Here is a 13,044-nt window from a genome sequence, read left to right as displayed (position 1 = left end):
AGATACTTATAGATCAATCGGAGAAGTCCATGTGGCTGGTCGATATCTTCCGGTTAGCATGCCAGCGTAAACGTTAGAAGAGACTGTTCGTAACACACTCTCACTGATATCGCTCATTTCTAAAATCAACGGGCCATTAAGACCACTTCTTGCTTCTAGTAGCCCCTCTACGATTCTTACAAACCGATGCCAAGTAATATTCCCGACACTTTCAAAATTGAGATCCCCTAAAGGATTTGCTGCCCCCGGTGTTGTTCCTTCACTGTGGCCGATACTTCCTAAAACTAAAGGAATCCTACCGGAAAAGTTGGACACAACCTTGAAGAACTGCTGTTCTTCCTCAGATAAGTTATACAATAACCCCCCATTTCCACTGTGCATTTTCTGCAATAGGGAGAATAGGAAACCCGACCATTCTAAGTAGTTGTTAAAAATCTGAAGATTGGTCACATAACTATAGCAAGTAGATAACCATTGAGAAAGTTCCGCAGATGCATCGCGAAGTTCAGAGAACTCGATCGACAACTGATCGAATAGTTCATTTAAACTAGTTTGTTCATCAGCTTCTTGGACCAAATCCCTAGCTCTTTGTGAGATACACTCTATTTGCTCTAGAGTGAAATATCCTAACAGAGAGAAGAACCACTCACGCAAGCAACGTTGTTCGATAACAGCACGTTTTTGCTGATCACTAGCATCAACAGGAAGTTCTGCTTCTAAATACACTCCGGGGCGTAGGCTTCTACAAGAGATTCCTACACCCAAGTTTCCAAAGAATCTTGGAGCTGTGAAAGCTAGCATTTCCATCAAGTCTCCTAAACTTTGTATTGCAGATTTACTTCGCTGCTTAATATTGGAAGATAAGGCAACTAACTGAGAACCTAACATCCGTAAAGCTCCCTCATGACTGTCCTCACCTATTCTCTGTGCGTCTCTAAGAAGACGTTCTAATTGATTATTTTCTAATCTCAAGCGCGAGGTCTCTTCCAGATTACTTAAATGACGCTCCAGCATCTCCTGTTGTAATTTAGCAATCTCCTCTTGCAATCTCTCTTTCTCTTGAGCATGACGGCATCGTAAATCTTGAAGCTCTTTAATAAGTCTCTCTTTTTCTTGTTCATTTTGCTGTAGCAGACCTACATTTATACGATTTTTCTCAATAGCTTCTAACATACCCGTATTGAGATTCAGCTTTTCTTGTTCTAATCTATCAATCTCGGGTCGTAAGACATCCACGGCATGTTTTAAATTCATTTCATTTGTTAAAGCATGCTGTAAACTTTCGAGATTCTCCTCATTCTGAAGAACCGTACCACGCAATTCCTCCGCCTCCATTTTAAGAGCGGCGTTTTCCTCATCTCTGGAAAATATCTCTTTTCTGATTGCAGCGTAGCGTAGTCCCATATCCGTTAACTCTGTACGTGCAATAGCAAGTTCTTCAGACATGTTCATTCGCTCATTGATAACAGCATCTAAATCCGCTGTTAATCTTCGGATTTCCTTTTGAAGAGCCTCGATCTGCGTATCAGAACCAGGATTACTCTCAGTTGTTAAAACAAGTTCTCGCAACTCATCATTTTCCTGTCGTAGACGTTGTTGTTCTTCTTCGTGTTTTTTAAGATCATCTGTTAAACCCCGTATCTGGTGATTTAACACCCTCTCTCTTTGTTCTAAAGCTGCAAACTCTAAGGAACGTCTTTCACTTTCTTGAATTCCCAAAGTGATACGGTTATTCACTTCAGTAGCTTCATCAAGAAGCCCCCTATATTTTATAACTTCCTCTTCCAACTCATGGACAACTTGTTCTTTAACCAATAATGCATTGCGATACCGTTCGATATCCTGTTGGGTGTATTCTCCACCAAGAGGACGATCTCGTAATCTTTCCACCTCCTCATGTAGTGCTTCCACTTCCTGAGTAAGCGCTAAAAGAGTCGCTTCTTTCTCACGTAAATTATTCGTTAACTGATTTATGTTTCCTGAAGAACGCAGGAACATTTCTCTGTATTCACTGTTGAATGTGGTCCGCTCAGCTCTAGATTCGACAACCGCCTCAATTTTCTTATCTAAATCAATACGTCTGCTTGTCAATTCTTCTTCTTGCTTAGCTAAAGAGGTTAATGACCCATAAATTAGAGAAAGACGGACTAATAAAGCATTTCGCTCCTGTAGCAAAGGATGAAGACCATTTACCAACCCTGCACGTTGTTGACCGCTACTCGAGTTCTCTGCAATTTGATCCTCTAATAATCGAATATTTTGATTAAGAACATTTAAAGTAGATTGTAAATCTAAAAGTGCCTCTGTTTGATTAGATTTTTCAATTCCAGTGTCAGCGAGCTGTTGAATTAATAAATCTCTTTCTTGATGTAAGATCAGTAAGCGTTCATCAGGGTTCGCCTCAACCGTTCCTTGTATATGATGATTGTAGGAACGATACAAAAGCTCAAGCTCATCACTAATACGCTCTTGCATTTCACGGAATGCTGATAAATCAGATAAAACAGGATACCTGTTTTCTGTGTTAGAAGATAAAAGACGGTATAAAGCAACTTCCTTCCTACGTAAATCCCTATCAAATTTTGCTAAAAGTGTCTCTCTTTCTTGAATTATTAATTCTGGATTGCCATTAGGGTCAAAACCGTTTATGGCTAAACTACGCGCATTGGTAGTCGCTAACAACCCTTGAAGCTGTGTTTGCAAATCCCGAATGTTCACTTGTTGTACGGTTGTTTTTTTACTCGGCTGCATTGACAAATGCAGTAACAAACTCGTGACTAGTAAAACACCACCAATAGCGATAAATGTTATACCAAAAAGTGCTGGGGTAGTTGGAAGTAAAGTAAGTACTAAAACTCCAGCACAGATGGTAAGCAGAGATAAACAAAATAATCCGATATAAGAAACTCTCTGACATTTTTCTTTCCAGAGGGATGGTATCTCGCCTCTCTCTAAAGGAGTTAAGTCTGAGAATAAAGATAAACGAGAACCTAAAGTTTCTGGAAGCGACGAAGAAACTGAGGTGTTTGATATTGAAGAAGACATGCTACAAACGCCCTAAATAAAAAATAAGCTGAAAAATTTTACAATCTTAAATAACTATAAATCAATCCAAAAAGATTTATTTCTAAGAAATAGATGAAAAATGGAACTAGTTAAATATTCCTTTACGAAGATTTATTTAATTTAGTAATAAGAATTCTTAACTTAGAAACTAATAAACGCCCTATGACTATAGAAAAAGTATTGATAGTAGATGACGAGCCCTTGTTAAGAGACTTTCTTTCGGAGCTTCTTCTAACGAGAGGACTCTCTCCGTTTACCGCTGATAACGTGAAACAAGGCTGTCATAAGATCAAAACAGAGAAGTATGACCTAATTATTTCAGATATGAACATGCCTGATGGGACAGGAATCGACATCATCAAAACCTCTAAAGAATTTGCGCCTCATACACCTGTTCTTGTGATCACAGCCTATGGAACAATCGAAAATGCTGTAAAAGCAATGCATCACGGGGCATTTAACTATCTCACAAAACCCTTCTCATCGGAAGCGCTGTTCGCTTTCATAGCAAAGGCTGAGGAATTACAAAACCTTGTAAATGAGAATCTTTTGCTAAAATCGCAAATTTCCTCAGAATCTCATCCTCTAATCGCCGAAAGCCCCGCAATGAAGGATTTATTATCTAAAGCAAGAAAAGCAGCGGACAGCTCTGCAAACATCTTTATTCATGGCGAATCTGGTTGCGGGAAAGAAGTCCTTTCGTTTTTTATTCATAGAAATTCCCCTAGAGCCTCACGCCCCTACATAAAGGTGAATTGCGCTGCTATTCCGGAAACGTTGTTAGAATCCGAGTTTTTTGGCCATGAAAAAGGCGCTTTCACAGGAGCAACAGTAAAAAAAGCAGGGCGTTTTGAGCTCGCACACACCGGAACCCTTTTACTAGATGAGATCACGGAAGTGCCTATAAATCTTCAAGCCAAACTACTCAGAGCGATTCAGGAGAAAGAATTTGAACACCTTGGAGGGACTAAAACCTTATCGGTAGATGTTCGTATCCTTGCTACATCTAATCGCAATCTTAAAGAAGCTGTAGATCAAAAAATTTTCCGACAAGATTTGTTTTATCGCCTTAACGTTATTCCCTTGTACCTCCCTCCATTAAGAGAAAGGAAAGATGATATTCTCCCCCTATCACAGTACTTTCTAGAAAAATTCTGTAGATTAAATAATAAACCAGTGAAAACACTTTCGGAAAGCGCTAAATCTGCTCTTCTCGACTATCCTTGGCCCGGGAATATCCGCGAACTCTCCAATGTATTAGAGAGGGCGGTAATCCTAGAAAGTCCCACCCACCTGACCGATACTATGCTCGCTCTATCCTAAAAATAGGGAACACTGTCCTAGGGAGTTTTTCTTGAGTTTCTGAGGAACTTCTGCTAAGCTCTCCGATCTCAAAGGTCTCACATCCCTTACTTAAGGGAGCCTTAGGCACCGATAGCTCAATCGGATAGAGTACCTGGCTTCGGACCAGGTGGTTAGAGGTTCGAGCCCTCTTCGGTGCGTTAAAAGTTTTTAGAATAAAGCTTTCCCCTCTTATAATAGCAGATAGGAGAAACTCTTTTTCTTTTTCTGATTTTTCATCTCCATATGTTGTATCAATCTTTCCACCATAAGGAGACAGCATGCACACCCCTCAGCGTCGAGAAACTAAACAAAAAAAAACTCTAAAACATGAGGTTGCCAACCTAGAAATTACAGGCAAGTCCTTTCACGTATCTCAACCACTACGCCAACTCATCATTGAAAAGAGCAATCAGCTACCTCCACTAGATGCTATTCACATAGTGTTGACCTCACATAAAGAGAAACAAGGGACGGAAGTACATCTTACCGCTACGAGAGGGAAAGAGAGATTCCAGGTAAAAACACAACATAACAACCCTTATAGTGCAGTAATTTCGTCTTTCAAAAAAATCCGCACTTTAGCAAATAAACATCAGAAAATACGCCAAGACAAGAAAAAACACGATATAGGTCTATCTAAAAAAGAAGAGCAAATCCTTGAGCTTGAAGAGGATATTCATCTCTACGATGATATATTACCTTTAGAAACTATGGATGCCTGGGACTCTCTAAAGTATTACGGTTATATTCCCGGATCGGCAAAAAAAGTTCTCTGTAGAAAGAAAATCAATCTCCCTGTTCTTTCTGAAGATGAGGCGATTAAGAAATTCGAAGCTTCTCAAAATAAAGTGCTAGTCTTCCTAAACGAAAAAGAGCATAAGATTCAGTTAATCCACAAACAAAACGATGACAATTATGTCCTCATCGAACCGATTATCGCACCAGGATTCCACATCTTTTAATGATCAGGTCACGACGAACACAGATTCTTTAACCATTTTTGACCCAATACGGGATAAAATCTTGGCATCCACACCTGAAGAAAAGGTTCGTCAAGAGCTCATTACTTGTCTCGTTGAGGAATTGCACTACCCCCCGTCCCTAATTATTATAGAAAAAGGTCTTAAGACTTTATTTCCTCTTCTTTCTCGTAAGGAGATACGCCTACCTCGACGTCGTCCAGACCTCTTAGTTATCACACCAGCAACATATACGGATGTAGAAGGGAAAACTTATAACTTAGGAGAGCCTCGCCCCCTGTTGTTGATTGAATGCAAAGCACGAGTGATTAACCAACAAACACTCAACCAATTATTAGGCTACAACTATATTATCGGATCCCCGTGCGTCTCTATTGTTTGCTACAAAAAACAACAAACAGGATTTCTCAATCCCAAAACACAAACTTTAGATTTTTATCCTGGATTACCTTGCTATTCCCAACTTATCTCCTATTATCTAATGCTAAACTCTGTACAACCTATAAACTAAAAATATGCATACCCTGACGCCTGCAATTACTCTCAAAAATCTTCCCCAAGGGAAACACCATTGCATAACTACAATATTTTCCCCCCTAGGACTTCTTACATTTTTTGCAAAGCAAGGGCAATCTTTATACTATGATTTTCGAGACGCTCTAATTCCGCTTTCCTTAGGGATCTACAGTCTTGATCATTCTCCTCCAAAAATGCGCAAACTACTATTTGCGGAAGTGAAAAATACCTTTTCGGCAATAAAATCCGAACTTCCCCTACTACAAGCTGCAGGGAAAATGACACAAAGCATTTTAGGATCACAGTGGCAAGAAAAACCCTCTCAAGAACTTTTTTCTCTTTTTTTAAATTTTCTCCACCGCTTACCGGAAAGCAAAAATCCCGAAATGTTTGCAGCTACTTTCCTACTCAAACTTTTACAATATGAAGGGATCCTAGATCTCTCAACAACATGCGCATCATGTAAAAAAACTATTCTGTCTTCATCTTTTTATCGTCATAAAGGTAGGAAATTCTGCATAGAACACCGCCCAAAATCTGCTGTGATTATAGAAAATGAAGAAGAGCAAATCCTTCACGCACTCGTGCATGCAAAGAGATTTCAAGATCTTCTAAATCTATCAAATTTCCATTTGGAATTTTCAGAAAAGATTACCCTCATGTTTGACAGTGTTTTTCATGAAGATAAACATAAGAAGTTACCGCAGAGTAATGGTTCCACCTGAACCACTCTGCACTTCAAAGACCAGGGTAACAGGAGCTATGCCCACTAAAGAATTATGATAGGTTTTTCTCCAAATTCCTCGACCACGCTTCTCGAAATCCCCTTCCAACATCACCTTACCTTTTGTAGAAACTTTGGTATGAACAATTACCCCAACATTCTTCGGTAAAGTCAATGTGAGAGGTTCTGCTTCGTTACTTAAGGAGATAGTCGCGTTTCTTTCCCATTTACCACGGAAATCCAAGTCCATTTTACATGAGGAGCAAGAGATCATTAAAGAAATCAACTCCGGGTATCTCCCCGTTAACTTTGCTCTTAAAAATCCAAAAGACCCGTTATAAACAATAGATTCTAATTTTGGGAAATCTCCAGACACATCAAAATGCACACGCTTCTTACGCTGAGCATGAATTTCCATAGTTTCCATATCCGGAAACTCTCCAGAAAAATTAAATCGATCTATATGAAATTTTTCATCTTCGGAGATGTAGTGCTCAGAACAAACCGGGAGACTTAATGAGGTTATAAACGAAAATACAAATAGAAAAATAGAAAGAAACCGCAAGGTTTATACCCCAAACTCGAAACTATACTCACTATGAAAATTCAAGATAAAGAAATCAAGGAGAAGAGCCCTATTCGCAACTTCTATTGCGAAAGAGGGGACTCGAACCCCTAAGGAAAGCTCCACTACCACCTCAAGATAGCGCGTATACCAATTCCGCCACTTCCGCAAAAAAGATAGCTTAACGAGGGGATCCCCTTTACCTCAAGAAAAAAAATGTTTCCGACTGAGTAAAAATGAAGTACATTAGAAGAAGCTTGAACAACAACTTTTAGGAATCATGCGTTGTACTGCCCACTGCACAGCTTCGTCTTATAATTTACACGTGCTCTTTCATTTACTTAAAACTCGCTTCCCTACGGTTTTATCTAGGGAGTATGTTTTAGTATCTTCGGAAAATCCTGAAGAATGTGACAAAATTGCTGTATTTTTCCCCTTTGGCGTTGCTGTTTTCTGGGGTTGGGAGGAATTTGAAGAAATTAAAATTCTTCAATCTATTGTTACAGCTTCTCCCGAAATTCTTCCCCAACCGGAGATAGACAGCTACAACTTCCATTATGGGGAAAAATTGCAAATACGTAGAGATAGACTCATCCTAGCAGATTCGCAACTCAATACAAAACTAGCCATATCTTTTGGTCTTGCTCAGTCAGTAAAACTCACTATATTTGAAGCTACCATCTATAAAACTATAGAAGATTCTAAACGCCTTCCCCAAGATCTAGCAACAAAAGGGAAAATTTCTATGCCGAGGAAGGCTATTGCCAAAAAAATTGGCAAACTTTTTTTAGACAAAGCCTCTGTAAATCTCCACTCTGATATTCTTGATGAACCTGACTTTTTCTGGGAGCATCCAGAAACACAACCCATCTATATTGACGTTCTTAACTGCTTAGATATTAACGCAAGAATCAATGTTCTCAATCATAGATTAACCATTCTTGGAGATGTACTAGAAATCTTAAATGACCAACTCAATCACCAACATTCCTCATCACTTGAGTGGACAATCATTTGGCTAATTATGCTAGAAGTTTCTGTGGCTTTACTTAAAGACGTATTCAATGTCATTTAAACAACTGATACAAAACCTGCCTACACATCTATGTTGTAGTCTCATCCATCTTTACAGATGGACAATTTCTCCTCTATTAGGAAGCCCATGTAGGTTTTTCCCAACCTGTTCTCAGTACGCTTTGCAAGCTTTAAAACATCATAAGTGTATTAAAGGGCTCTGGTTGATAATAAAAAGAATAGGAAAATGTGGGCCTTGGCACCCAGGGGGAATCGATCTCGTCCCTATGACGACTTTGGAGGAAGCTTTAGATGTTTCCCAGGTAACAAACGATGATGACTTAGGTGATTCACACGCATAATTTCTTCAATAGTTACGCCAAAACGGCGTGCTATTAACCATAAAGAATCCCCCTCTTTTATAACATAGTCTTCGTAAACAGTTTTTTCCTCTGTCAAACACTCCTCAGCCTTCTTGGCTTCAACAATAAAAGAACGCGGTGTCTCGACAATTCGATTAATAAAATCCTGAGTATAAGGAGATTCCTTAGGGAGAAGATGAACAAATGTTTTCAAATCCTCATCTGTAAACTTATGCAATACCCAATCTTCATCATAAACCAGAAGCAATAAAGCAGCTAAAGGTTCGCCTAAACTTGTATAAGTAAATAAAACTTTTTGTCGTTGTTGAGGGGAAATGGCTGTTGCTCGATTATTCTCGTTACATAAAGAAAAAAAAATCTCCTCCCCATTACGTATAACCATTCTTGCTAAAGAAGCCACGGAAGATACACGCTCTTCAGCACCACAAAGTAATGTTCGCAAATAAAGAAATTCTGGAGTGTGACAAAAATGGTACAAACAATCTTCGTCAACAATACCCTGCTCTAAATTTTTAGAAATAGCAATAAACAACCCTCGTGTAGTGAAAGGATAGCGCTCGAGAGATAAATAACGTCGTACTAAACCGTACTCTTTCTCATCAATATTCGGAAGCAACCATGTTTTCCCCTTACTACGCAACTGAGTGAATGTCAAAGGATGAGAAAGAGCTCCTTCCACATCTACATCATAAGTATGAATAGCGACACTCAACGCCCACAACTTTAATGGTCTCCCATAAAGCAAATGATCCTCATCCAACAAGCGATACAATTCTTCAAGAGAAGCTTCAGATAACCTTTCCAAAAAATCTTCAGGGATTTTTTGCACTCGACAGTTCTTAGCTACTAAAGGACCTGAAAATAACCGTAGTTTATAAATGTCCTTTCTGAAAATGGTTGAGTAAAACAAAAGTAAAAAAACAATATTTAATACTGCGCTTAAAACTAATGCTTGCTTCAGCCATCGAATCGTTTTTCGCCTAGTCATTAAAGATCACCCCAAAAAGCCGAGTTCCTCTCTAAGCATTAAAATACTTGCCACTATACACTCCTCCTCGTAAAATCTGTCACAAAAATGTCTCACCTTTACTATTCATGCGAGTTTCTTTATCCTTATTACAAAGATTTTTTTCTTCCCCCCTCTCTGTCAAACAAATTATAGAAGCTTGTGATCATATAGGCATCGAAACTGAAATAGAAACACTTCTTAGTTGCTCATTCTCTTCAATTATCACAGCAAAGATAATAAAAACTATCCCGCATCCCAATGCGGATAAACTCGTGGTTGCAACCCTTTTTGACGGAAAGCAAGAACATCAAATCGTCTGTGGAGCTCCTAATTGTCGTCCTGATATCATAGTTCCTTTAGCTCTTCCAGGGGCAAAACTCCACGATCACGAAGGAAATCCTTATACAATAAAAAAATCTAAATTGCGTGGCATAGAATCCCAAGGTATGTGCTGTGGCGCCGATGAATTAGGATTCTCTCATCTTCAAAAAACAGAAAGGGGATTATTTGAATTTCCTGAAAACACCCCCTTAGGAGAAAGTGCATGTGCCTTACTTGCTGATACATTTATCGAATTCTCCCTAACTCCTAATCTAGGCCACTGCGCCTCTCTTTTAGGCCTTGCTAGAGAAATTGCGCATGTAACAAATGTGGACTTCATTCTACCTCAAGAGTTTTCATTTTCTCCTTTAGAAATAATTACCAAAGAAAACCCTTCTCATGACCAAAGTATTTGCCCTATTTTCTGCTGTGTAAAAATTTCTGGAGTATTTTCAGAAACCTCTCCTCAAGAGCTACAACATGCTCTCAGTCAACTCAAACAAAAATCTATTAATACCATTGTAGACATCACTAATTACATCATGTTGACTTTGGGGCAACCTCTCCACGTCTATAACGCAAAAACTGTAGATATCGATTCCTTACGAGCTGAAAAAGCAAAAGAAAAACACTGTCTAAAACTCTTAAATAATGAAGAGGTGCTGGTCCCACAAGGAACAGCTATTATCTGTGATAAAAACCATACTGTAGGTTTAGCAGGTGTCATGGGAAGCTTGGATTCTTCCTTCAATGAAGTAACTACAGACATTATTTTAGAAGCCGCGTATTTTCTTCCAAAGGCTATACGCGCCTCTCAAACACATATTCCCCTGCATTCTGAAGCTGCATACCGATTTACACGAGGTATCGATCCGAATAATGTTCTTCCTTCTCTCTACGCGGCCATCCACTACATACAAAAGCTTTTCCCGAATGCTAAGGTGGCTCCCATCCATGTTTTAGGTTCTATACCACAATCTCCTACTCTAACACTACGCACCGAAATGATAGAACAAGTGCTTGGAGTAACTCTTAGTAATTCTCAAGTACACGACGAACTTATCTCTTTAGGCTTTACTGTTACTTCTCAAAACACAGGGATTCTCTCTGTGCATGTGCCTTCGTATCGTCATGACATCCGTGAAGAAATCGATCTTGTTGAAGAAATTTGCAGAACGCAGCCATGGAAAATAGAGAAGAAAAAAACTCCTGCCACTTATAGCCCGATATATGCTTTTAAACGAGAAATTGTAGATTTCTTAGCACAATCTGGGCTGCAACAATTTTTCACTTGCGACCTTTTAGATGTAGAGACTGCAGCATTACATAGGCAAGAACCTGATTATATTTCACTGCAAGGCTCTAAACACGCTACTGTACTAAGAGATTCTTTGCTGCCTGGACTATTAAAAAGCACGGCAACAAATTTAAATAGACAAGCTCCATACGTACACGCTTTTGAGTTGGGGACTATTTACACTAAGAAAGATGCCCAATATCAAGAAACGCAAAGTTTAGGAATTATCCTATCAGGAGAAGCAGAAGAACTATCTTGGGTATTTCATGAGCGTACTTTATCTTTCTATTCAATAAAAGGATGGCTAGAGAGATTATTCCGCCATTTCCATATTTCTTCGGAGACTTATACAATTCGTCCTAGTGAACACCCGAATTTCCATCCCTATCAGCAAGCGGAGCTCTATCTTCACAAGCATATGTTAGGACGATTTGGGACATTACATCCTCAGCTATGTAAAAAAGCTCAAATCAAGCATCCTGTATTCTTTGCGGAGCTCTCCGTGGACTCTCTTTTACATACACAAAAGAAAGCCATACCTCGATACCAGCCCTATCCTATTTACCCCTCTTCATTCAGGGATATAACATTGACCGTTGATGAGTCTGTTCCAGCAGATTCTTTACGGAAGAAACTTTTAAGTTTCCATTCTAAATGGCTTGAAAGTGTTTCCATTATCAGTATATATCAAAATAAGAACCCTACCATGCAAAATAAAAATGTTTCCCTACGTCTCGTATTCCAAGACAAGGAAAGAACATTATCTAACCAAGAAATAGAAGAAGAACATGAGCGTTTACTTGCTATGCTTAACGAGCAACTAGACGATACAAAAGGAACGATCGATTCATGAAACAGCTGCTTTTTTGCATTTGCGCACTCTCCTCTTTTTCATGCTTTACCTATGGGTCTACTCTCAAACAAGATCCTTCAGTTATGAAGGAGACTTTCCGAAATAATTACGGAATTATCGTATCAGGAAGAGATTGGATAAAGCGAGGCTGTGATGGAACAATCACTAAAGTTTTAAAAGATGGATCGACTCTTTATGAAATTTACGTTCAAGGTCTTCTTCATGGCGAGATAACACTCACCTTCCCACATTCTACAACGCTATCCGCAATAAAAACCTATGACCGGGGCAGACTCGTTTCTCATAAAACATTCTTTTCTAATGGTCTCCCATCTCAAGAAGAAGTCTTCCAAGAAGATGGATCTCTTACTGTGACTCGCTGGCCGGATAATAAAAACAACGACACGATCACAGAACCGTATTTTATTGAAACTACCTATCAAGGACGAGTAATTGAAGGCAGCTATTCTTCCTTTAACGGGAAATACACCTCAACTATCCGGAATGGAGAAGGTGTTCGTTCTAACTTCTCTCCAAATAATGTGCTGCTTTACGAAGAAACATTCAACGATGGGGTTATGGTAAAAAGAACCACCTTCTATGCTACCAGAGATCCGGAAACGATTACCCATTATGTTAATGGCCAGCCTCATGGTTTACGTTTAACTTATCTTCCTGGTGGGATCCCTAACACTATTGAAGAGTGGCGTTATGGATACCAAGACGGAACAACAACAGTGTTTAAAAACGGTTGTAAAGCTGCAGAGATTCCTTTTGTAAAAGGATCTAAGGAAGGGTGTGAATTACGCTATAACGAAGAAGAAGTAATAGCAGAAGAAGTATCTTGGAGAAATAACTTGCCTCATGGTATGAGGAAAATCTACGCTGCCGGCGTTTATAAATGTGAATGGTATCACCGTGGACGCCTAGTCTCAAAAACAAAATTCGAGAGACTCAATAATGCGGGATAAT

General features: G+C 39.2%; 11 protein-coding genes and 2 tRNA genes. 9 read left to right on the top strand and 4 right to left on the bottom strand.

The genetic code is table 11. The features are described 5' to 3' along the window. Positions 1 to 6 precede the first annotated feature (6 nt). A complete protein-coding gene (locus E1N70_RS02805) occupies positions 7 to 3,045 on the bottom strand; it encodes a hypothetical protein (protein WP_131744032.1) in 3,039 nt (1,012 codons plus the stop codon). 183 nt (positions 3,046 to 3,228) lie between these two features. Here E1N70_RS02805 and E1N70_RS02800 point away from each other — a divergent pair, with 183 nt between their 5' ends. The 5 genes from E1N70_RS02800 (at position 3,229) to recO (ending at position 6,631) form a co-directional block, all read left to right on the top strand. Beyond that, a complete protein-coding gene (locus E1N70_RS02800) occupies positions 3,229 to 4,389 on the top strand; it encodes a sigma-54-dependent transcriptional regulator (RefSeq protein ID WP_131744031.1) in 1,161 nt (386 codons plus the stop codon). 105 nt (positions 4,390 to 4,494) lie between these two features. Beyond that, positions 4,495 to 4,568: transfer RNA gene (locus tag E1N70_RS02795), tRNA-Arg, on the top strand. A gap of 120 nt (positions 4,569 to 4,688) precedes the next feature. After that, positions 4,689 to 5,372 carry a sigma 54 modulation/S30EA ribosomal C-terminal domain-containing protein gene (locus E1N70_RS02790; RefSeq protein WP_131744030.1) on the top strand — a complete coding sequence of 228 codons (684 nt, stop codon included), beginning with the start codon at positions 4,689 to 4,691 and terminating at the stop codon, positions 5,370 to 5,372. After that, a complete protein-coding gene (locus tag E1N70_RS02785; protein WP_208638292.1) occupies positions 5,326 to 5,901 on the top strand; it encodes a type I restriction enzyme HsdR N-terminal domain-containing protein in 576 nt (191 codons plus the stop codon). Before E1N70_RS02790 ends, E1N70_RS02785 begins: the two co-directional genes overlap by 47 nt. Positions 5,902 to 5,905: 4 nt before the next feature. Then, the gene (recO, locus tag E1N70_RS02780) at positions 5,906 to 6,631 is read left to right on the top strand and encodes a DNA repair protein RecO (protein ID WP_131744028.1); all 726 of its coding nucleotides are present in this window, start codon (positions 5,906 to 5,908) and stop codon (positions 6,629 to 6,631) included. Here the strand turns inward: recO and E1N70_RS02775 are convergent. Continuing rightward, a complete protein-coding gene (locus E1N70_RS02775; RefSeq protein ID WP_131744027.1) occupies positions 6,605 to 7,195 on the bottom strand; it encodes a hypothetical protein in 591 nt (196 codons plus the stop codon). The genes recO and E1N70_RS02775 overlap by 27 nt on opposite strands. 87 nt (positions 7,196 to 7,282) lie before the next feature. After that, positions 7,283 to 7,364: transfer RNA gene (locus tag E1N70_RS02770), tRNA-Leu, on the bottom strand. A gap of 111 nt (positions 7,365 to 7,475) precedes the next feature. Between E1N70_RS02770 and E1N70_RS02765 the strand changes: the two genes are divergently transcribed. Further along, positions 7,476 to 8,270 carry an RMD1 family protein gene (locus tag E1N70_RS02765; protein ID WP_131744026.1) on the top strand — a complete coding sequence of 265 codons (795 nt, stop codon included), beginning with the start codon at positions 7,476 to 7,478 and terminating at the stop codon, positions 8,268 to 8,270. Further along, positions 8,260 to 8,571: a membrane protein insertion efficiency factor YidD gene (yidD, locus tag E1N70_RS02760; protein WP_131744025.1), complete on the top strand. Its 312-nt coding sequence runs from the start codon at positions 8,260 to 8,262 to the stop codon at positions 8,569 to 8,571. Before E1N70_RS02765 ends, yidD begins: the two co-directional genes overlap by 11 nt. Here the strand turns inward: yidD and E1N70_RS02755 are convergent. Next, complete coding sequence (locus E1N70_RS02755; RefSeq protein ID WP_131744024.1) at positions 8,495 to 9,580, bottom strand: LysM peptidoglycan-binding domain-containing protein; 1,086 nt, start codon at positions 9,578 to 9,580, stop codon at positions 8,495 to 8,497. The genes yidD and E1N70_RS02755 overlap by 77 nt on opposite strands. A 107-nt stretch (positions 9,581 to 9,687) precedes the next feature. On the opposite strand from E1N70_RS02755, the gene pheT reads away from it, so the two are divergent. Continuing rightward, positions 9,688 to 12,072 (top strand): phenylalanine--tRNA ligase subunit beta, encoded by a 2,385-nt coding sequence (pheT, locus tag E1N70_RS02750; RefSeq protein WP_131744023.1) that lies wholly within the window; start codon positions 9,688 to 9,690, stop codon positions 12,070 to 12,072. After that, a complete protein-coding gene (locus E1N70_RS02745; protein ID WP_131744022.1) occupies positions 12,069 to 13,043 on the top strand; it encodes a toxin-antitoxin system YwqK family antitoxin in 975 nt (324 codons plus the stop codon). Before pheT ends, E1N70_RS02745 begins: the two co-directional genes overlap by 4 nt. Position 13,044 lies beyond the last annotated feature (1 nt).

It is taken from the genome of Chlamydia buteonis (assembly GCF_900634605.1).
GTDB lineage: Bacteria > Chlamydiota > Chlamydiia > Chlamydiales > Chlamydiaceae > Chlamydia > Chlamydia buteonis.
This window is presented reverse-complemented; position numbering and strand designations above follow the sequence as displayed.

What these genes read in the sequence shown, in the direction of transcription:
- E1N70_RS02805 (WP_131744032.1), bottom strand. Translation starts at nt 3,045, where the DNA reads ATGTCTTCTTCAATATCAAACACCTCAGTTTCTTCGTCGCTTCCAGAA.
- E1N70_RS02800 (WP_131744031.1), top strand. Translation starts at nt 3,229, where the DNA reads ATGACTATAGAAAAAGTATTGATAGTAGATGACGAGCCCTTGTTAAGA.
- E1N70_RS02790 (WP_131744030.1), top strand. Translation starts at nt 4,689, where the DNA reads ATGCACACCCCTCAGCGTCGAGAAACTAAACAAAAAAAAACTCTAAAA.
- E1N70_RS02785 (WP_208638292.1), top strand. Translation starts at nt 5,326, where the DNA reads ATGTCCTCATCGAACCGATTATCGCACCAGGATTCCACATCTTTTAAT.
- recO (WP_131744028.1), top strand. Translation starts at nt 5,906, where the DNA reads ATGCATACCCTGACGCCTGCAATTACTCTCAAAAATCTTCCCCAAGGG.
- E1N70_RS02765 (WP_131744026.1), top strand. Translation starts at nt 7,476, where the DNA reads ATGCGTTGTACTGCCCACTGCACAGCTTCGTCTTATAATTTACACGTG.
- yidD (WP_131744025.1), top strand. Translation starts at nt 8,260, where the DNA reads ATGTCATTTAAACAACTGATACAAAACCTGCCTACACATCTATGTTGT.
- E1N70_RS02755 (WP_131744024.1), bottom strand. Translation starts at nt 9,580, where the DNA reads ATGACTAGGCGAAAAACGATTCGATGGCTGAAGCAAGCATTAGTTTTA.
- pheT (WP_131744023.1), top strand. Translation starts at nt 9,688, where the DNA reads ATGCGAGTTTCTTTATCCTTATTACAAAGATTTTTTTCTTCCCCCCTC.
- E1N70_RS02745 (WP_131744022.1), top strand. Translation starts at nt 12,069, where the DNA reads ATGAAACAGCTGCTTTTTTGCATTTGCGCACTCTCCTCTTTTTCATGC.